The following is a 21,058-nucleotide window of genomic DNA, read 5'->3' as shown; positions in this document are numbered from 1 at the left end:
TTAGTTTTGCTGCCCCTGACCTGAAAAGGTCGAATGTTCGGGACGTAGCGCAGCCCGGTAGCGCACTTGCATGGGGTGCAAGGGGTCGCTAGTTCGAATCTAGTCGTCCCGACTAATAAGGAAGAGGCTCTAAGCAATTAGGGCCTTTTTTTTATGCTTCATCACATATACATTTTACAAAGCCTGAGGGACAGCAAGTATTACATCGGTTACACAACGGATGTAGAGGCACGTCTAAAATTTCATAATGCGGGGTTGCAGCGGTCTACCCGACACAGGATACCGTTCCGGTTGGTACTGACGGAGCATTACTTAACAAAACAGGAAGCACTCAAGCGTGAAAAACAAATCAAGTCCTGGAAAGGTGGGCGGCCCTTTAAAGAATTAGTATCAGGGACGTAGCCCCGTCTTTGGCGGGGCACTTGCATGGGGTGCAAGGGGTCGCTAGTTCGAATCTAGTCGTCCCGACCAACGCAAAGCCCTTCAACTATGTTGAAGGGCTTTTTGCATGGAGCCGTGTCGAGGGCTTGACCGCGTAAGCGGATCCGTGTAAAAAGCAAACCGCCTCTGGCGGTTGGGCTTTCGTTGAGAACCTCCCCATCCAAAGATCATCGCAGATAATCTGGTCGTCCCGACTAATAAGGAAGAGGCTCTAAGCAATTAGGGCCTTTTTTTTATGCTTCATCACATATACATTTTACAAAGCCTGAAGGACAGCAAGTATTACATCGGTTACACAACGGATGTAGCGGCGCGTCTTAAATTTCACAATGCGGGGTTGCAGCGATCTACCAAACACAGGATACCGTTTCGATTGGTACTGACGGAGCGTTACTTAACGAAGCAGGAAGCGCTGAAGCGAGAAAAACAGCTTAAATCCTGGAAAGGCGGCAGCGCGTTTAAAGCTTATTATCGGGGACGTAGCCCCGCCGTTGGCGGGGCACTTGCATGGGGGGCAAGGGGTCGCTAGTTCGATCCCGAGGTATTATCTGCCGGCCTTACTTTTTTCATTTTTGATAGACTTATTTAACTTTGCCTTTCCGGAAAACGGGATGTAGCGCAGCCCGGTAGCGCACTACGTTCGGGACGTAGGAGTCGCTGGTTCGAATCCATTCATCCCGACTAAAAAAAAGCCTTCAGGTCATTGGATATGAAGGCTTTTTTAGGTAGAATAAATTTTTTCCTCTTGCTGGTATTTGCTCCGCCGTTCCGTCACTTTATAATTTGTTTCTTGAATTTAGCTTCTCTAAGCATTTCTTCTGGCGGTTCTGCTCCGACAGAATTCGGTCCCTTACTACCCGGTTCAAATGGCTTAATTGAAAACCGTGTTGAAGATAATTGCAAATGCTCAGTAGCGTAATGCCGGCTTGAACAAAAAATGATAAGAGTTACCACTGTACAAATGTTGCTGGTCAAGCCATGCTTTTACCAATGCATTGGTTGTATACCGTTTTGTTATTTTAGTCCGTTAATCATATCCACCCAACGTTGTTCTTTATATAATACTTTAAAAGGAGGTTGTGACAGCAATTGCATTTTGGTCAAAGTTCTTCTCGCATAAAGCAAGTTCAAAAAGTCCAAGGAGATACTTTTATATTTTTCATCTTTATCTATTGCTCCAATCTTTGAAAAAATAATTGCTGCATCAAGATTGTCTGTATTGCTCATCCCGCTTAAAAAGGTAGAAGCTGTATTATAATAGTCATACGATTTTTGAAAGTCCTTTTTTGAATAGAAATATTTTGCACTGTCCATTAGCAGTTGAACATTCGCATTCGCTGCAGAATCATTATACCTTGCTTGTGCAGTTGTTGGTTGCTGGTAACTAAATCCATATGTAAGCGCATACATCTCTAATGGTTGTAATCCTATTTTTCTCCTTCGCTCATTAACCTTATTTTCTTCTTTAATAGGTCTGAAGCGTGCAGCTTTTCCATTCATTGTCCATTCTACTTGTGTTCCGTATAATTGCTTATAATTAAGATTACATTGAACCCTGTCATACAGAAAAGCATAATTTTCCATATTGAGCTCTTTTGTACCTTTTAGTTTTTCCATAGCAAGCAAGGCTGTTTGCTGAAACATTACATCCTGGTCTGCATGCTGAACAATAAGCCATAAATTATTTTGACCATCTTTTCCAATTTGTGATATTTTAATCCAGCCATACTGTTGAATAATTGCTTTTGCCCTATTCAGGTTACTGAGGTCGGATTGATTGATTTGTTCATCAATAATGGCCATTAAGCTGTCATTATTTGTTTGTGCCCGCTTATATCTTAATTGCTGATCTCTGAGCGTCATTAAATTGATTTCTTTTCTCAGAGACGGTAATTGTAAAGTTTTAGCGTATTGCTCTTCTCTGGCAAGCGCTTCCTGTTCTGTTGCTTTCCATTTTTCCTGTTCTGTTTTTTTTAGGTAATCAAAATAAGAGTCAAAAGCAAGCCAATCGGCTTCTGTCCATCCGGAATCTAACGCTATTTGTAAATAATGAAATGCCAGGTCTGCATTACTGTCTAATGAATACATACCTGCTGCTTTATAAGCGGTCAATGCATCGGGCTTTTGTATTTGAAAAGATTGTTCATAATACCGAATAGCGTTCTTATAATCTTTCTGCAAATGCAACAACCCAGCTTTTGCTATCAATGTTTGATAGAGGCTATCTGATTGTGCATTTGCGCTAAATAAAAAAAGAAAGCAGCAGCAGAAAATGTAAAGTCTTTTCATGTAAAGTGTCTTGTCTAATAGAGCATAACTATAGGACCAATTTTCGAAAGTTGCTTTAATTAATCGAATTTAATAATTTAGCCGATGAATTGATCTGCCTTTTTGGGTCGAGGCTCTCGCGGCCATTTCTTGTTGTAATAGTTGTTGTTTGTCTTCCTCTTTTTTGACCAGCCAAACACAAAGAGAGAATGTCACCCCTGCAACTTAATCCGAAAAAAAAGCCCCGGTTCGTGCGTACACCAACCAGGGCCTTTTAACCAACTACTTAAAACTCAATACTTATAACTTATTACTTTAAACCACCTCACTTCATGGTATCCGCCGCTGCAGGCGCCGGTTTTTTCTTCTTATTCAGCAGGTCGTTGAGCGTATTCTTCAAAGTCTGTTCGGTCTTTTTCTTCGCGCTGTCGACGCCGCCTTTGCGCGCGGTGTCTTTGCCGAACAACTGGTTCTTCAGTTCGTCTTTCAGGTTGTCGACTACCTGGTTCTTCACCGCATTCAGGGAGTCTTTTGCACGTGCTTTGGCGCTATCGATTTTCTCCTGTGCAAAATCGGCAGCCTGTTGTTTGAGATCGGCAACCGCATCGCCCGCTACTTCTTTCAGATCGGTTTTGATGGTAGGATTGGTCAAACTGCCACCCATTTTTACATTTAAGCTCACCATATCGCCCAGCTTTACGGGAATGCCTTTGCTGTTGGCCTGCGAAACCAGGCCATTGATCAGGTTATTGCCTTGCGTACCGATGTATTTGCGCGGTACTTTTAAGCCGACGATATAATCGATCGATTGATCGAGTCCGTGTGTACCACCGATCTGTAGTTCGATGTCTTTTACTTTTATGGTGAATGGTTTTACCAATACTTTGCCATTCGCAAATTCAATATAGTTCTTGATGTCTTTTACTGTGATAGATTTCAGTTCATCGATCTGTAATGTACCGGCGAGTTTTTCCAGCGGGGCAAATTTACGGAGCACACCATCGAGTAACAGCAGGTTACCGTTGCCGGTAAGGCTTGCCAGATCAGGCATCATGTTGCCTTCGAGATTACCGCGCACCGTCAGTTGTGAATTCAGTTTGCCATCGATGAATTGCGCAATGGGCATGAGTTTCTGTACCGTGTTGAAGGCCAGGAAAGCTTTCTGAATGTCCACATCTTTCACATCATAAGTGAGGGTGACATCCGGCTCTTTTTTATCGACTTTGGTAGAGTAGGAGCCATTGATAATGATGTTTCCTTCCAATGCATTCGCCTGCAGGTTTTGTAGCCGCACCGTCTGATCCGCAAGCGCCACCGTACCACTGATGTTGCTGTAAGTAACCTTATCATAGATCACTTCTCCCGCCTTTGCATTCAGGGTAAGATTGAGGTTGGATGGCACGAGGAAGGGATCTGATGAGGATGCAGCAGGTTGTGCTTTTTCGTCTTTCGCAGGAGCGGCGGCTTCGCTGGTGCCCATCCATTTGTTGAGGTTCATTTTATCGACTGCCACCGACAAGGATCCTTTCAGCGGTTCATCGCGGAGCGCATAACCAATCGGGTTCTCGACCGTACCGGCTCCGTTAAAATTGGATTGCAGATAAGAGGCATTGAATTGATCGATCGATACTGTATGCGGATTGAACGTGGCTTTGAGTATGGGCACTTGTACGCCTCCCGGATAATCGGGGGCGGCATATTTCAGGTTGCTGACATTTGCGGTGCCGCCGAGGTTGATCTGGTCGTATGCGCCGCGGTCGATGGCGGCTTTATTGCCGGCAAATTTTATGTCGGCCTGCAACAAACCACTCAGTGAAGTTCCGGGTTCGAGCGTCACAAATTGTTTCACATGATCGAGTACAAAACTTCCTTTTGCCTGGCCACTGAAATTGAGTACCGACATCGGCTTGCTGACCTGCAGCGAAAAGTCGACCGGATCTTTGCCCACTTCCACGTGGCCGGATGGGATAGACACCGTTGTGTTGTCTGCCACGCCACCTGTATTGGTGATATCGATTTTCATATTGCCATTCTGAATGGGAGCGGGAAAAGCCGCGGAGGAATAAAACAGGTTACGTACATCGAGAAATCCTCCCGCTGCAAAATCGCCCTGTTGCTGCTGAAGACTTTTCAGGCTGCCTTTGGCAAATATATCAGCCCATACCAGGCCGGCTAATTTCATGTCATCCAGTTTTACAAACTGGCTCACCTGTGCCAGATCCAGTTTGCCTTTGGCAACGGCATCGATGTATTGCTGTGTTTCGGGTTGGCGGAACAGAAATTTAAAGTCGAAAGGTTCTTTATCCATTTCCAAATGGCCTTTGGAAAGGTTGATCACCATGTTGTCCGGCTGGCCGTCTGGGTTGCTGGCCTGCAGGTTGATCTGGATATTGCGCACAGGCTTGGGGAGATCGGGATATTGGAAAAATCCATTATCGACCTGGAGCTTTACGTCGTAGGCTGGCATTTGCTGCGGGCTGTATGTTCCTTTCACAAATCCCTCGAAGGCGGCCTTGCCTTCTGTTTTGAGTTTGTCAAAATCGGTTTTATAAATGGCCGGTATCAGTGAAAGGATATCTTTAAAATCATTGGATGGCGTTTTGAAGGTGATGTCCATGCCGTAGGTGCTGTCGTTTATCAATTGAAAGAACCCGCCGGCAGACAGCTTCAGGTTGTTGAGTTCAATATCATCCGTCTTGAAAGTATACTTGCTGTTTTTATTATCGATGGCCACGTTGGCATCGATGACGGTACGCGTTTGGACCAGGTAGGGCACGCCACCGGAGGTGAAACTGACGGCATCAGCTTTTGTGCCGGTCGATAACGTAAACATATCCTGGGTAAAGTCTCCGCTGCCTTCATGATTCAGTCCCGTGATCTCGGCGGATAGTCCGCCGGGTTGATCGTTGTAATAAATGTATCCGTCGGAGATGCTGTAATGATTCAGTTTGAGGTTGAAGGAGGAGGCACTGGTATCAGTATCGGGTGTTTGGGTGGTGGTATCTGCTTTTACGATATCCCAGTTTGCTTTTCCATTTTCATTCACGAGCGCGCGGATCCGTGGCGATTTAAGGTCAACGCTGTAGATTTTCATCTCATCACCTTTCACAAAACTCCAGAGGTTGACCGCTGCATCAATACCGCGGGCCGCAATCAATGTGTCTTTGGCAAAATCTGCTTTGCCCGCCACATACACGTCTTCCAGGCGTACCGATACGCGCGGAAAGCGCCGGAAAAAAGATATGTCCACATCCTTGAAATCCACGACGGCTTCGAGGTTCTTGTTGATCTCTTTTTTAACCAAAGCAATGATCTTGTTTTTAAAGATCAGCGGCAGCGTGAAGAGCAGCACCAACAGCACACCGATGGAAATGCCCGTGATCTTTAACGTTTTTCGAAGTATTCTTTTCATACGTGAATGGTGAATAGTGAATCGTGAATCGTCAATAGGGCATTCTAACCTTAAGCCTTACGCCTTAAACCTTACGCCTTATTCATATTATACCTGCAACTTTCTGCACCTCAAAAATAAGGCAGGCTTGCCTTAACTTTGTCATTTAATACAGGAGATGACGCCAGAAAGAAAACAAAAATTAAGCCGTGTGCTGTCGAGCCGCCAGTTTGATCTGACGGTAGTGCTGGAAAATGTATTTGATCCGCATAATATTTCAGCGGTCATGCGTACCTGCGATGCGGTGGGAATACAGGATATCTTTATCCTCAATACGCGGATTCCGCGTCATCCGAAGTTCGGGCCAAGAAGTTCATCCGGCGCAGCAAAATGGCTCACCGTGCATCAGTTTGAAGACACGGAGGCCTGTTTTAAAGCCGTGCGCAGCCGCTACAGCCGCGTTTACACCACGCATCTGGCAGACGATGCAGTTTCCTTATACGACATGAACCTGACGGAAAGTGTGGCGCTGGTATTTGGTAACGAACACACCGGCGTGAGTGATGAAATAAGAGCGATTGCCGACGGAAATTTCCTGATCCCGCAAATGGGCATCATCAGTTCACTGAATATCAGTGTAGCTTGTGCCGTATCTTTATACGAGGCATTCCGCCAGAAAAACCTGGCCGGTCATTATAACCGCAGCGATCTTCATGGCGAGCTGAAACAACAGTTGCTGCAGGAGTGGAGTGTGAAGCCGAGAGGATGCCCGTTTTAGAGGGGTAAGGCGTAAGGGGCAAGTATTAAGTTATAAGTAGTAAGTTATAAGTAGTAAGTTATAAGTACCATTGACTATTCACCATTCACCATTCACCATTCACTATTCACCATTCACTCATTCACCAACTCATGAAGCACTTATCAATCATATGCAGTTTTATGTTGCTCTCGGTATGTGCTTCGGCACAATCCATCCGCAAGATAAAAATCACCGATCTGGAGCAGACTATACAGGAAAGCACCACGCCGCTGATCGTTAACTTCTGGGCAACCTTCTGCATTCCCTGCATAGAAGAAATACCTTACTTCCAGCAGCAGGTGGCAACGCGCAAAAAAGACAGTGTGCAGCTATTGCTCGTAAGCCTCGATCTTCCGGATGAGTATCCGGATGGCATCAGCCGTTTCATGAAAAAAAGAAAAATTACGGCGCCGGTCGTGTGGCTGAATGAAACAAACGCAGATTACTTCTGTCCGAAAGTGGACAGCAATTGGTCAGGCGCTATTCCTGCCACTTTGTTTGTCAACAACGCACGCAACTACCGCCGCTTTCACGAAGAACAACTCAGCGAAGCGCAATTAATAAAAGAAATGAAAGAGATGCTGGGTCAGTAACCCGTGTCGCGCATCTCGTTACCAGCTTTCTTCAACTCCCTTTCCATACGTGTACGCAGGTACAGGAAGCAGGCGCCAGCCGAAAGGCTGATGCCTGACGATACCATGCCGATAATGCTGTTCTGACGGATAGCCCAGCCCAGTGAATAACCTGCGAGCGCGAGAAATCCGATAAAGATGAGGTGGAATGTACTACTCTTCATAAGCCCGGTTTTAGCGTGAGGTAATAAGCACTAGACGCACGGGATTTATTTTTCCATAAAAGGAATAAAAAAAATCCCCCTGCGGTTGGCAGGAGGACCTTGAAACGAGCAGTTTGCTATGATTATTTAGCGCGTTTGATCGAACAGCCGACAGACTTCGACGTCTTCACCGTCACTTCACGTCCGCTTGTGAGATCATTGATAGCTTCTTTGAGGTGGTTACGGGTAACCGCTGCCGCATCAGAAGGATTGTCGTCAATGGCTCCGTGATAAACCAGTTTATTATTCTTGTCGAACAGGTATACTTCCGGTGTGCGGGTGGCACCGAACGCATCGGCGATCTCTGCATTTTTATCGATGGCATAAGTCCATTTGTATTGTTGTGCGGCCGCATACTTCTTCATCTCTTTGGGAGAGTCGGCGCCTTCGCGCTGGGCTTCGTTGGAGTTGAGGATGATCACACCAATACCTTTTGATTCAGCAAAAGCAGCCGCTTCATTGTTGCGCGACTGATTTTTGATTACATAAGGACAGGTATTGCAACTGAAGATCACCAGCAGGCCGTTTTCTTTGCGGGCATCAGCCAGCGTGCCGTCGCTACCATATATCGCAGTCAGTTTTACATCAGCTTTAGGCATGGCAGCACCGATCGGCAGCGGGTCGATTGCCGCAGGACGGAATGCAAAACCCAGAGTGGCTCCAAGTACCAGGAGCGGCAAAAGCATCTTTTTCATAAAAGGTCTGTTTTTAGGTTGAGTTGTAAATATCCGAAATCAGGAGGAGCTTACCTGACCATCCGCCTCATTATTTTTCCGCTCATCTGCAATTCTTTTCAGCGAACTGATGCTCACATTCAACTCAAATCCGACCAGGAGCACCAGGGAGTTAAAAAAGATTAACAGCATGAGGATCAGGATAGTTCCGATAGATCCGTAGAGCTTGTTATAGTTGCCGAAATTGTTGACCCACCACGAAAATCCCAGTGTAAACAGGATCATCAGGAAGGCAGCAAGAATAGAGCCGGGATTGATAAACCGCCACTTTTTATGCACGGCGGGCGCCGTGCGGTAGATATAGGAAATGCAGGCAAAGAACAACAGGGCTATGAAGATCCACCGCACATTATTGATCAGCGCACGGATATCGGCCCTGGCCACCCCCAGCCATTTCAATACCGCTCCCTGCAACACCAATAAGGCAATACAGATAAAGAACAACACGAATAAGACCAATGTCATCCGCAGGGCCGTGCCGCGTTTCTGCAGGCCTTTCCGCTTGCGGAAACCCGGATAGTTTTTATCAAACGAACGCATAATTCCCATCATCGCATTGGACGAAAAGAAAAGCGATAATAGAAAACCCAATGACAGCAAACCATTACGCGGGTTGTTGATGAAGTCTCTCAGGAAGGCAATAATGGCGCCGTTGTTATTTTCACCGGGAATAATATCGCGGATCAAACCATACAAAGCGAATTCAAATTGCCGGTTAATGGGAATGTAAGGAATGAGTGTAAACAAAAAGATGATGGCGGGAGGGATGGCCATGACAAAATTGAACGCGATGGCCGAAGCCCGCTCCACCATACCCGCCGTGCGGATCTGCTTGAAGAAAAACTCCACTACATCATAGATAGGGATTCGCCTGAAACCCGGCAGCGATACTTTTTTGCTGCGGTTTACCACAAAGTTCACGGGAGCCGATGTGGCAATATTGTGTCGGATATTTTTGAACAGGGACAATAGATTAAGAATGTTTAGGGTGCGTTTTTGCGGGCGTTCTGCCGGCGTGTTAGTTCTGCCTGGAATTCTCTCGCATACTTCATGTGGTCTTCGTAATTGGTGGTGAAGATATGCGAACCGTCAAATTTGGCGCTGGCTACAAAATAAATGTATTCCGTTTTAGGAGCGTTGAGCACCGATTCAATAGCCTGCTGCGATGGCGTACAAATCGGACCCGGCGGCAAGCCTTTATTCAGGTAAGTATTATAAGGTGAAACCGCTTTCAGATGCCCAAATAAAATGCGACGCAGTGCGAAATCTTTCAATGCGAATTTCACCGTAGGGTCAGCCTGCAGCAACATGCCTTTTTTATAACGGTTGATATAGGTGCTGGCAATTTTTAATCTGTCTTCGGCATCGTTGCTTTCTTCTTCCACGATTGATGCGAGGATCATCACTTGCATCGGGCTTAATCCCTGGTCCGTTGCTTTGGCTTTGCGTTCATCCGTCCAGAAACGTTTATAAGCAGCCTCAAACTGCTCCATGATATGCCCTGGCGTTGTTGTCCATTTCAATTCATAATTGTACGGCATCACGGCGGCCATTACGGTATTGGTATCGAGATTGAAGCGGCTGAGCGAGTCGGGGCTGTTGAGGAAGTTGATAAAGGCCAGCGAATCGCATTCGAATTGCCGGCCCACTTTTCCCGCCAATGATTCTTTTGTGCGGAGTTTGGTAATCACAAATTCAACGGGGCTTTGCCGGCCGTTGTTGAGCTTGCGTACCAGGGTGAGCATACTGGTACCGGATGGCACGGCATATTTTCCCGGTTTTACACGGTCGTAACCCACAGCGCGTGCGGTTAAGGAGAACCAGTAGGTGCTGCTCACCACTTTCTGTTCAACGAGTAAACGCTTAACATCGGCCATAGAGGAACCTGTGGGAATATACAGGAAGCCATCGGCCGGTTTGCGGGTAGCGGGTCCGATTATTTTATAAGCTGCAAAACCGCCAATCAGCAAAACCAGCAGGAGGAGCAGCAACAGAATTTTTCTTATACGCATAAAATGGGGGATAATGCCGGGCTGAAGCGTCAAAACATCATGCCAGACCTTATGGAAATCAATCTCAAAATAATAAAAAACCCCGTCTTTCGACAGGGTTTAATCTATTCAGAATAAGATAGTTGAAAACTTATTGCTGCGGAGCTGGCGCAGCAGGCTGACCAGGTGTTACCGGAGCGGGAGCTGTCTGCTGTACAGGAGCTGCTTTGCCACCAACGTTGTCAATGGTAGAAGTGTTGGGACCGCTACCGCCTGAAATGAACAGGGAAGACAGCAGGCAGAGTGCGCCAATGATACCAGAGAAAATCCAGGTGCCTTTTTCCAGCACGTCGTTGGTTTGTTTAACGCCCATGAATTGGTTGCTGATGCCACCGAATGTGCCGGCCAGGCCACCACCTTTGGGGTTTTGTACCAGTACGATCAGGCTCAGCACCACCGTCGCAATTACAATCAGGATCACAAACAAAAGTGTCATATTCAGTTCTTTTTCTTTAGTTCTTCGATTTTGGACGCAAAATAAGCGCTTTTGGCGGGATCTTGCAAACTTAATTTCTGGTAAAGGGCCACAGCACGGGTAATATTGCCTTGTTTTTCCCAGACTTCCGCCATCGCCTCTGTTTCAGCCTGTTCTCCGGTCACCGAATCATTGGCCAGGATCTCCACTTTTTTCTCGGCTACGGCATCGGTGCGGGCGTTTAGCTCGCTCGTCGGCAGCTTACGCATTACCTTGATCCATTCCGTAAAACTTTTCAGTTGACGGCCGAAACTATCGGAAGGTTTTTCTTCTTCGCGCATGCGGATTCCCAGCGATGCGAAGTAGTCGACTGTGTGATAAGGTGTGAAATTGAGTTCTGCTTTTGCCGGATCGATGGGCTCGATCTTTAAACCGGGAATGGGTCTTGCCGGCATATCATCTTCTGCACCTTCAGGCAGCGGCTCTTCTTCGTATGCTGTTTCCATGGCCGGTGGCGTCTGATCGATCACCAGTTCGGTCTCTTCCAATGAAGGGGCTACAGGTTGTTCGGGTAATTCTTCCGGTAAAATGGTTTTGCTGCCGGCATCGGCTACGGGCACTTGATCTATTGTTTCACTAACAGCAGGACTAGTAGTTTCAACAAGCGGAACAGGGATGTCAGCCGCCGGCTCTTCTTTTTCGATAACCGGAGCAATGATTTCCGTTCCCGCTTTTTCTTCCACATCGGCATCGCCTGTACTGTATAATAAATGTTGCAGGCGCAGCGGCGGCTGCACATAGAGAAAGGTCTTTTGTAACTGGGCACTAAATTGTGCATCGTCATTTTGCTGAAGCTTTGCTGCCAGCAACAACTGGGCGGCTGCAAAGTACGGATGCGCTTCTGCGAGACGGCGAAGTTGCGTTTCGTCTGCATCTTTCAACTCCTTCTGAAGCAATATGGCAGCTATGTCGTTGACAGCTTGATTCATGGGCGCAAGTTAATAATAAACTACCTACCAGTTTGAAAAGATGCGGTTGAAGATATCGTCTGTGAGGTCACGGATCATGTTGTCGGCCAGTGCCGCTTCGGCTTGTTGCAGCGACAGCTTTGAATCAAATTCAAAGTTGCGGCTGACATCATATTCCGTCGGCTTGCCGGCTTTGTGATCATACACCGTAATGTGTATGCTGACCGTGATACGCGAATTGGTTGTTTGCTGATTGGAGATACCGGATGTACTGAAGGAATAGTCGCGGATTTCACCGCTTACTTCCCAGTCTGCATTGTCGGCATTCGTCTGGTTAAGCCGCGTCTGGCTCAATATTTTCTGACGCAGACGGTCCGTTACGCGCTGACTGAGTTGCGGGTTGATGTAAGGCGCTTTGTTCTCGATAAAGTTGATCTTTATCGTTTTGATATCCGCAGGAATGGATACGTCCACAAACTTATACACCTTGCAGCCGGCGAAAATAGCCACAGCCAGTAAAAGAAGCAGGCCCGTATTTATTTTTTTTGCTAAACGCGATAATGACAACATGCAGATTATTTTCAGAAGGATTACTCCTCGATGTCGTATTCTTTTAGTTTGCGGTAAAGGGTTCTTTCGCTGATGCCCAGGTCAAGTGCCGCGTCTTTGCGTTTGCCGCGGTGTTTCTTCAACGCTTTTATGATCAGTTCTTTTTCCTTGTCCATGATGTTGAGACTTTCTTCCACTTCCACATGATCATGAATGTCGTTGTCCAGTATCATCGGTTGATGATGCGTTGGTTGCAATACGGGTTGTACACCAACAGCCGGAACCGGGGCAAAGCTCTCGTGGTTTTTCAGTTCCTTCAGTTCATTGATGAAGGCAGGATTCTGTGTGGCCAGCGAGGGGTTTTGCAATACATCCAGGAACATACGTTTCAACTCCGTCACGTCTTTTTTCATATCGAAAAAGAGCTTGTAAAGAATCTCCCGTTCATTCGCAAAGTCTTGTCCCGGCGCACTTCCGTTCTGGTGTGCGAGTACGGGCAGACGATTGCTGGAATAGGGTTGAAGGTATTTCGACAGTTCTCTTGCGGTGATCAGTTTATCCTGTGCCAGCACGGAGATCTGTTCGGCAATATTCTTCAATTCGCGCACATTACCGGGCCACGGATAGGTAATTAACAGGTTTTTTGCTTCGTCGTCCAGTTGTACAGACGAGGTCTTGTATTTGTCGGCGAAGTCTGCGGTGAATTTGCGGAACAACAGGTGAATATCTTCGGTGCGGTCGTGCAGTGCCGGCACGCGGATAGGCACAGTGCTGAGGCGATAGTAAAGGTCTTCACGGAATTTGCCCTGCTGCACCAATTGAAGCAGGTCTTTGTTGGTGGCGGCAATCACGCGTACATCCGTTTTTTGTGTTTTGGATGAACCCACGCGGATGTATTCACCGGCCTCGAGCACACGCAGCAAACGCGCCTGTGTACCGAGTGGCATTTCCCCGATCTCATCCAGGAAAATAGTGCCGCCGTTTACGGTTTCGAAATAACCTTTGCGTGCATCGACAGCGCCGGTAAACGAGCCTTTTTCGTGGCCGAATAATTCTGAATCGATGGTGCCTTCGGGTATCGCGCCGCAGTTAACGGCAATGAAGGCATTGTGTTTTCTTGATGACAGGGCATGAATGATTCCGGAGAAGGCTTCTTTACCTACACCACTTTCGCCCATTATCAACACCGTGAGGTCGGTAGCGGCTACCTGCACGGCCACCTGCAGCGCATAGTTGAGCGCAGGAGAATTGCCGATGATACCAAAACGGTTTTTTATACTTTGAATATCCATTACGTGTTAATTAGGCAGTGACCAATGCCTGTTCATCAGGCTGTTCTACTGCAATTTCTCCTAATAACGTTCCCTGCGTGCATTCGTTCACTTTCACCCATACATAATCGCCTTTTGCACGGGGCTGGTCGCCTTTGGGAAACACTACTACTTTATTCTGGGAGTTGCGACCCATCCAGTCGTCTTTGCTTTTTTTGCTTTCACCTTCGATCAGCACTTTGTAGGTCTGCCCGATATCGAAGCGGTTGCGTTCACGCGAAAGTTTGTTTTGCATGGCAATCACTTCACTCAATCTTCTCTTCTTCACGTCTTCGGGAACATCATCTTTATAGCGGCGTGCCGCCAATGTGCCCGGACGTTCGCTGTAAAAGAACATATAAGAGTAATCATAACCGGCATACTCCATGATGCTGAGTGTCTCGGCATGATCTTCTTCCGTTTCCGTGCAAAAGCCGGTGATGATATCTGCGCTGATGCTGCAGTCGGGCACGATCTCGCGGATGCGGTCGACCTTCGCCATATACCATTCGCGGGTATAAGTGCGGTTCATCATCTGCAGGATACGGGTGGAGCCGCTTTGCACCGGCAGGTGAATGTATTTGCAGATATTGTCGTAACGCGCCATGGTGTGCAACACATCGTCTGTGATATCTTTCGGATGCGAGGTAGAGAAACGCACACGTAAAAGGGGAGAGATCTGTGCAATGCTTTCCAGCAGGTTGGCAAAGGTGACGGGCGCGGTATGGATATCATCATTAAAATGATAGCTGTCCACGTTTTGTCCGAGCAATGTCACTTCGCGGTAACCTTGTTGAAACAGGTCTGTGCATTCGCGGAGGATGCTGCCTGCGTCGCGGCTGCGTTCGCGGCCACGGGTAAAAGGAACTACGCAGAACGAACACATATTATTGCAACCGCGCATGATGCTGACAAAAGCGGTAACGCCGTTGCTGTCGAGACGCACGGGAGAAATATCGGCATAGGTTTCGTCGCGGCTCAGCAACACATTGATGGCGCGGCTTCCGCTGCCGGCTTCTTCTACGAGTGCGGGAAGCGAACGATAAGCATCGGGGCCAACCACCATGTCCACGAGTTTTTCTTCCTCGAGGAATTTCGCTTTCAGGCGCTCGGCCATACAACCCAGTACGCCTACGAGCAGGCCGGGCTTCTCTTCTTTGATACGGCGGAAATCGTGCAGGCGTTTGCGAACGGTCTGTTCTGCCTTCTCGCGGATGGAGCAGGTGTTGACAAAAATGAGATCCGCTTCTTCCACGTTGCGCGTGGCACCAAAACCCTGCTGGTTGAGAATAGACGCTACGATCTCGCTGTCCGCAAAATTCATCTGGCACCCGTAGCTTTCAATATAGAAACGTTTCGAATATTGATTGGGGTCGAGGGCAAAGGGAGCAAATGCCTCACCCTGCCGCGTTTCATCGTGTACTTTATTGATCCCTGAATCGAGCATACTTATGAAAATTGAAAAGAAGGCAAAGATAGCGAAAAAGAAGGGAAAAGTGACAGGATGGCAGGGAGGGTATAATTCAAAAGTCAAAATTCAAAAGTCAAAAAAGTAACTGATAGAAGCCTTTGCGCGTTCGCTTCTTATGCATCTTTGCGTGAAAAATACCTTTCGCTGAAACGAGGCGGATTTTTGACTTTTAAAATGCGGTTTTCTGCGGTGCAGAAGTCAGATAAAATAAGGGTTCTAATCATTTCCTAATGCTTCATTCTGCTATTTTTGCGGCATGAGAAGAAACTGGCTGGCTTTTCTATTACTGCTTATTACCCTTTCCACCCGCGCCCAATCCGGCAAAAAAGAAATCACCGGTATTATCATCGGCAATGTCATCGACACCTTGTCCGGAAAAGGCATTCCTTCCGTTACCATCGACCTGTTGTCACTCGACGATTCCCTGCACTCCAAATCACTTCTGACGGATAAAGACGGCGTATTTGAAATCAACGATATCCGTTTTGGTTATTATAATATACGTTTCTCGGCCGTGGGCATGGGCACCGTTCGCATCGACAGCATTCATATCCGTGAAGACCGTTTCGATTTCAACCTGGGTGATGTACGGATGTATCCAGCCGTTGGCGAAATGAATGAAGTGATCGTTTATGCCGAAAAGCCATTGATTGAAGCGAAAGACGGCGCCATTATTTATAATGTAGGCGAGTCGGCGCTGAGCGCGGGATCGAGCACTTCGGAGTTATTGAAAAACATGCCGCTGGTGTCAACCGATGCCAACGGCCGAATTTTATTAAAAGGAAAAGAACCCAAAATCCTGATCGACGACAAACCAACGGATCTTACTGCCGAACAACTGAGTGATCTGCTGGAATCGATGCCCGGCGGTCTGATTGAAAAAATTGAACTGCTTAGTAATCCGCCTCCACAGTACGCCAGTGAAAGCGGAGGGGTGATTAATATCGTTACCAAGAAAGGCCGTGTAGGATTGACCGGCCGCATCAACCTGGCTTATGGCACCAGGGGCGAGGCAACCCTCTCGGGTAACGTTTCGTATCGAGAGAAAAAATTGATTTTGAATTTGACCGCAGGAGCGGGGGCAAGCCGCATTACCGGCGATAACTCTTCCTTCCGGCAGAATTTTTATGCGGATTCAACAAACAGCCTCGCTACCAGCGGCGATTATGTCAATAAAAGTCTGCGCCCGAATCTGCGTATCACGGCGGATTATGAATTCAATAAAAGAAACCTGCTGAATGTAACGGCTTTGTTCAATGCCAACCTCTTTGACAACCTCAGCGAAACCGAATACATCAACCGTAACCGGTTTGAAGATATCTACCGTTACAGCACGCGTAGCAATGCCACTACCGGTAATAGTCTTACGCCAACAGGTTCGGTAACCTACACGCGCAAAGGCAAAGATGTGCGTGAAGTATTGCGTTTTATCGGAAGTTTTGCTACCGGCAGTTATGATAACAAACGCATCTTCTTTCAGCAATTCCTGAATCCGGACGCATCGCCGACCGGGCTGGACAGTACACAGCGCCAGAAAACAAACAATACGAACCGCACCTGGACCTTGCGGCTGGATTATACCAAACCGCTGATGAAATGGCTGACATTGAGCACCGGAGCATCGAGCAGCCGTTCAGGATTTCATAATATTTTGAATACAGATGTGCTGCGCAATGGCAGTGGCGATTATTTCAACAATCCTTTATTGAGTAATGACTTTTGGTTTTACCAGGACGTACATACGGCGCGGGCCGCATTCACCATCGATCTGCCGCGCAAGTGGCGCATCGTGGGCGGTGCGCAGGCAGAGAACACAAGAATCTCTTTTGCTTTCAAAGAAATAGCGGAAGACTATGCCAATAACTACTGGAATGTATTGCCCAATTTCACCCTGCGGAAGGAATGGCTGGCCAGTGGTTGGAGCAGTTCCGTCATTTACCGTAAAAGCATCCGCCGTCCCGGTATCGGCCAGCTGAATCCGAGTATCGACTACAACGATCCATACAATTTACGTTTTGGTAATCCTGTGCTGTTGCCACAACTGGCCGATAACTTCGATTGGAATGTGGGATTGTATAAAGGAAAGTATTATGTAAATGTATCAGCCGGATACAACCTGGTAAAGGATATCATTCAGTCGATCAGGACATTGATCCCCGGCGATAAAACGCAGATCACTTATCAGAATATTACCGATCGCAAAGAATACGAGGCAAGTATATTTGGTGGATACACTTTTTCGAAAAAATTGCGCATGAATGCGAGCTCGGGTTATTCCTACAATGTCTATAGTGAATATGACCGGCTCAACAACCGCTATCGCAATGGCGGCACATTTTACAGCAGTCTCAACTTCAATTATATTTTTACCGACCGCATTACGCTGGAAGGAAATATCCGTTATAACTCCATTGCCAATGCGCAGGGCCGCTCATCGAGCAACATCAAGCAAAACCTCGGCCTGATGACCAAATGGCTCAATAAACAACTGACGGTAACGCTGAGCATGATCGACATCTTTGCGCAGCAGGAGTTCAATACAGTGACTTATGGAAAAAATTTCCAGGTGGACAGTTACTCGCAGACCCGCACGCGCAATGTGCGTATAGCCGTTGCGTACAATCTCAAACGTAATAAACAGAAAGCGACAAAGGCGCAGCAGAAGGCGCTGCTGAAGGCGATAAAGTAGTAAGTTAAACAACCGTTATAAGTTATAAGTATAAACAGCCAACCAGAATAAAGTTGTTCTCTGCGTCTTTGCTCCTTAAGCGTCTTTGCGTGAAAATTGCGTCGTCAGTCAGTACAGTTTGTGCTGCTTAGTCTCCTGCGAACATGCCGTCAATCTTGTTTAAATCTCTTTCACTTCTAATTTTTTTCTTATTTGTTAATTTATTTTTTCGTGGAAAACTTCTTTGGAAGTCGTTCAGGATTTGTTGTGTAAACAACCGACTTTTGCGTCTGAGAAGAATAAACCATGTACGGCGACCTGAGCCATCGCTGGGCATGCAGTCCAAACCAACCAACCGTCCATCCACCGATGCGCCACCTGCTACTCGTACTATTGCTGGTGCCAGCAATAGTATTTGCCCAACACGATACGTTGGCACCTGAAAAGGTACCAGCTTCTTACGTTGATAAGATCGGCGCTAAAGCCGCGTCCATCGACAAACAACTCGATAAAAAAACGGATAAACTGCTGTCGTCCCTGCAAAAGCAGGAAGAAAAAATGCGCCGTAAACTCGCGCGCAAAGACTCCGCCAAAGCCGCCGAGCTCTTCGGCGACACCAGGGCCAAATACGACGGCCTCCGCGACAAACTCTCCCACATACAATCCGGTTCTTACAATGCGTCCATCGATACCATGGCCACTAGCCTGCAGTTCCTGCAACAAAATGGGATTGCCAAAGATGTAACGCAATCATTGGACAAAGTAAAAGGACTGCAGCAAGGCTTTGCGCAGGCAGAATCGGTGCAGCAGTTCATCAAAGAACGCCGCGCGCAACTAAAAGAGCAACTGTTGAAAATGGGGTGGGCCAAAGAACTCAAACAACTCAACAAACAGGTTTATTATTACCAATCACAGGTTGCCGAATACAAGGAGTTATTAAAAGATCATAAGAAGGCAGAGAAGAAAGCACTGGAAATGCTGAGCAAGACGCGCGTATTCCGCGACTTCATGAAGCGCAACAGTATGCTGGCTTCTTTGTTCCGCACACCGGGACAAGATGGCAATGCCGCGTCCCTCGCTGGTTTGCAGACCAGGACCGAGATCAACAACCTCATCGAAAACCAACTGGCAGCGGGCGGCCCTGCGGCGAGGGAGCAGTTCCGCAACAACCTGCAACAGGCACAATCGCAACTCAACTCGTTAAAAGATAAGATCAATAAAGCCGGTGGTAACGGGGATGTGGAAATGCCGGAAGGGTTTAAACCCAACAACCAGAAGAATAAATCATTCTTTCAGCGACTGGAATACAGCACACAGGTGCAGAGCCGCAAGGGCAATGGTTACCTGCCAGCAAGTACCGACCTCGGCTTATCGGTTGGCTATAAGATCAATGATAAAAGTATCGTGGGCATTGGCATGGACTACAGCATGGGCTGGGGCCATGAAGGCATCCGCAAGATCCGCATCAGCCACCAGGGAATCGGGTTCAGGAGTTTTGTAGATGTGAAACTCAAAGGCAGCTTCTGGCTCTCGGGCGGCTACGAGCAACATCACCGCGCGGAATTTAAAAGATGGGAAGAGTTGCAGGGGCGGAATGCCTGGCAGCAGAGCGGGCTGATCGGTATGAGCAAGGTTGTTTCCCTTCAAAGTAAAGTATTCAAGAAAACCAGCATAAAGTTATTGTGGGATTTCTTAAGCTACCGGCAGGTACCGCGAACGCAGCAGTTCCTGTTCCGGGTAGGATATAATTTTTAAGCGAACCACGAAGCCGGTATCACCACTGGTGGAGTTTTAATACAAACCAAGATGAGAAGATTATTAGTAGCCGCCTGTTTATGGTGGAGCCTTGGGGCTTCTGCACAAACCTCAGAAGAGCTCAACCAGGCATTGAACAATGTGATTCCTTCCACACCTAACTCAGCCGCCATTGACAAGTTTGGAACGATCCCAGTGGATTATTCCACAGGTGTGCCGCAGATTTCCTATCCGCTGTGGAGCTGGAAACGTAACAAACTTTCCCTCGCATTGGGATTAAGTTATCATGCGGGTGGCCACAAGGTCGAAGACATGGCACCGAATACGGGTCTGGGTTGGGCGCTGAGCGGCATCGGCCGTGTATCTCGTACGGTGAGAGGGTTGCCGGATGACCTGGTGGTGAAAGGAAGCCTGTATACGGCAGCACTGCCTTTGCTGGTAACGACGTTATATAATGGAGGTTATGTGGCCATGCCGGCTTACCTCACGTCACTTTGGACCAGCCAGAATCCTAACGAAGCGGTCTCCCATTACAACTCTGCCTATTCCAATCTTGTCCGTGATATTGCTGAAGGCGTGACGGACGGAGAACTCGATCTGTTTAGTTATTCCTTTCCCGGAGGCTCCGGCCGTTTTGTGATCAATAAAAATGGCGAGGTGGTGCAACTGGAGAAAAATAATAACAAGGTTGCTTATTTATTGGACGGCACAACCGGACGCATCAACTCATTTACGGTTCTTTCTGATATAGGCATCGTTTACACGTTTGCCAAAAAAGAAGTACAGCAGGCAACGACCTATTCCACTTCTTCTTCGGTGTCACCCGGTTCGGTAACCCTTCCTTCGAGCTGGCTGATCACCTCCATTAAAGACCCGGAAACCAATGACGAGATCACTTTTGAGTATGCATCCACACCGTCAGGGATCGCTTATGAAACAGGTTTTAACGAGAGCCAGACGTTTGGTATCACCAAACGCGACCCGATGGACTACACGGTGATCACGGATTTTACGGTCAATGATCAAAGCCGCAGTTATACTTACCTGGAAATTTTTGAAGAAGGTTTTGTGAAAAAAATCCGTCTCCCCGATAGTTCGGTAGTAACGTTTGACTATGACCTGGTGCGTCAGGACCTCGCGGGCAGCAGTGCGCTGACAGGCTTGTCGGTAAAAAACATGAACCAGGAACTGGTCAAGAAAACGGTATTTAGTTATGGTTATTTTGCTTCCACCGGCAGTCCTCATGTTGGCTATCTCTCAAGCAATGACTGGACCAAGCGTCTCCGCCTGGATTCCATCAAAGAAATTTCCAATGACGGGGTGATCTCGCGTCCGACGGTATTTGAGTACAATCCTTTACAGTTGAATCTGCGCGACTCGAAGCTGAACGATTTCTGGGGATA

18 protein-coding genes and 3 tRNA genes are annotated in these 21,058 nt (G+C 47.3%); 10 read left to right on the top strand and 11 right to left on the bottom strand.

Annotation, left to right across the window (positions count from 1 at the left end; all coding sequences use genetic code 11):
- The first annotated feature begins 38 nt into the window (after positions 1-38).
- From H608_RS0111015 to H608_RS0110995, 5 genes are all read left to right on the top strand, one after another.
- Positions 39-112, top strand: a tRNA-Pro gene (locus H608_RS0111015).
- Positions 113-153: 41 nt separating this feature from the next.
- Positions 154-402 carry a GIY-YIG nuclease family protein gene (locus tag H608_RS24945; protein WP_028787727.1) on the top strand — a complete coding sequence of 83 codons (249 nt, stop codon included), beginning with the start codon at positions 154-156 and terminating at the stop codon, positions 400-402.
- A tRNA-Pro gene (locus H608_RS0111005) sits at positions 393-471 on the top strand. The genes H608_RS24945 and H608_RS0111005 overlap by 10 nt, the downstream gene beginning before the upstream one ends.
- Positions 472-676: 205 nt before the next feature.
- Complete coding sequence (locus tag H608_RS22045) at positions 677-970, top strand: GIY-YIG nuclease family protein (protein WP_071836949.1); 294 nt, start codon at positions 677-679, stop codon at positions 968-970.
- Positions 971-1,048: 78 nt separating this feature from the next.
- Positions 1,049-1,122: transfer RNA gene (locus H608_RS0110995), tRNA-Pro, on the top strand.
- Between the two features lie 333 nt (positions 1,123-1,455).
- On the opposite strand, the gene H608_RS23630 is transcribed toward H608_RS0110995, so the two are convergent.
- Entirely contained in the window at positions 1,456-2,730 is a 1,275-nt protein-coding gene (locus H608_RS23630; RefSeq protein ID WP_028787726.1) for a DUF6624 domain-containing protein, read from the bottom strand.
- A gap of 304 nt (positions 2,731-3,034) precedes the next feature.
- Positions 3,035-6,121: an AsmA family protein gene (locus tag H608_RS0110985; protein ID WP_028787725.1), complete on the bottom strand. Its 3,087-nt coding sequence runs from the start codon at positions 6,119-6,121 to the stop codon at positions 3,035-3,037.
- Positions 6,122-6,278: 157 nt separating this feature from the next.
- On the opposite strand from H608_RS0110985, the gene H608_RS0110980 reads away from it, so the two are divergent.
- Both H608_RS0110980 and H608_RS22035 read left to right on the top strand, forming a co-directional pair.
- A complete protein-coding gene (locus H608_RS0110980; RefSeq protein ID WP_028787724.1) occupies positions 6,279-6,878 on the top strand; it encodes a TrmH family RNA methyltransferase in 600 nt (199 codons plus the stop codon).
- A gap of 131 nt (positions 6,879-7,009) precedes the next feature.
- Positions 7,010-7,492: a TlpA disulfide reductase family protein gene (locus tag H608_RS22035; RefSeq protein WP_081658866.1), complete on the top strand. Its 483-nt coding sequence runs from the start codon at positions 7,010-7,012 to the stop codon at positions 7,490-7,492.
- Here H608_RS22035 and H608_RS0110970 read toward each other — a convergent pair.
- The 9 genes from H608_RS0110970 to miaB form a co-directional block, all read right to left on the bottom strand.
- Complete coding sequence (locus tag H608_RS0110970; protein ID WP_028787723.1) at positions 7,486-7,695, bottom strand: hypothetical protein; 210 nt, start codon at positions 7,693-7,695, stop codon at positions 7,486-7,488. The genes H608_RS22035 and H608_RS0110970 overlap by 7 nt on opposite strands.
- 122 nt (positions 7,696-7,817) lie before the next feature.
- Positions 7,818-8,429: a thioredoxin family protein gene (locus H608_RS0110965; RefSeq protein WP_028787722.1), complete on the bottom strand. Its 612-nt coding sequence runs from the start codon at positions 8,427-8,429 to the stop codon at positions 7,818-7,820.
- A 39-nt stretch (positions 8,430-8,468) separates the two neighbouring features.
- On the bottom strand, positions 8,469-9,437 hold the full coding sequence (locus H608_RS22030; protein ID WP_051268236.1) for a YihY/virulence factor BrkB family protein: 969 nt from the start codon (positions 9,435-9,437) through the stop codon (positions 8,469-8,471).
- A gap of 14 nt (positions 9,438-9,451) precedes the next feature.
- Entirely contained in the window at positions 9,452-10,480 is a 1,029-nt protein-coding gene (gene mltG, locus H608_RS0110955) for an endolytic transglycosylase MltG (protein WP_028787721.1), read from the bottom strand.
- A gap of 130 nt (positions 10,481-10,610) precedes the next feature.
- A complete protein-coding gene (gene secG / locus H608_RS0110945; RefSeq protein ID WP_038008183.1) occupies positions 10,611-10,955 on the bottom strand; it encodes a preprotein translocase subunit SecG in 345 nt (114 codons plus the stop codon).
- A 2-nt stretch (positions 10,956-10,957) separates the two neighbouring features.
- Entirely contained in the window at positions 10,958-11,923 is a 966-nt protein-coding gene (locus tag H608_RS0110940) for a hypothetical protein (protein ID WP_028787719.1), read from the bottom strand.
- A gap of 24 nt (positions 11,924-11,947) precedes the next feature.
- Positions 11,948-12,472: an LPS assembly lipoprotein LptE gene (gene lptE, locus H608_RS0110935; protein WP_081658865.1), complete on the bottom strand. Its 525-nt coding sequence runs from the start codon at positions 12,470-12,472 to the stop codon at positions 11,948-11,950.
- 20 nt (positions 12,473-12,492) lie between these two features.
- On the bottom strand, positions 12,493-13,743 hold the full coding sequence (locus H608_RS0110930; RefSeq protein ID WP_028787717.1) for a sigma-54 interaction domain-containing protein: 1,251 nt from the start codon (positions 13,741-13,743) through the stop codon (positions 12,493-12,495).
- 10 nt (positions 13,744-13,753) lie between these two features.
- Entirely contained in the window at positions 13,754-15,208 is a 1,455-nt protein-coding gene (gene miaB, locus H608_RS0110925; RefSeq protein WP_028787716.1) for a tRNA (N6-isopentenyl adenosine(37)-C2)-methylthiotransferase MiaB, read from the bottom strand.
- A 280-nt stretch (positions 15,209-15,488) separates the two neighbouring features.
- Between miaB and H608_RS0110915 the strand changes: the two genes are divergently transcribed.
- The 3 genes from H608_RS0110915 to H608_RS0110900 form a co-directional block, all read left to right on the top strand.
- Positions 15,489-17,921 (top strand): TonB-dependent receptor, encoded by a 2,433-nt coding sequence (locus H608_RS0110915; protein ID WP_028787715.1) that lies wholly within the window; start codon positions 15,489-15,491, stop codon positions 17,919-17,921.
- A gap of 348 nt (positions 17,922-18,269) precedes the next feature.
- Positions 18,270-19,655, top strand: a complete 1,386-nt coding sequence (locus tag H608_RS0110905) for a coiled-coil domain-containing protein (RefSeq protein WP_155990131.1) — start codon at positions 18,270-18,272, stop codon at positions 19,653-19,655.
- A 51-nt stretch (positions 19,656-19,706) separates the two neighbouring features.
- A partial coding sequence (locus H608_RS0110900) for a hypothetical protein (RefSeq protein WP_028787712.1) occupies positions 19,707-21,058 on the top strand: 1,352 nt, incomplete at its 3' end.

It is taken from the genome of Terrimonas ferruginea DSM 30193, from assembly GCF_000425585.1.
GTDB lineage: Bacteria > Bacteroidota > Bacteroidia > Chitinophagales > Chitinophagaceae > Terrimonas > Terrimonas ferruginea.
Note: the sequence above shows the minus strand (reverse complement) of the source record. Positions and strands in the feature narration are given on the sequence as shown.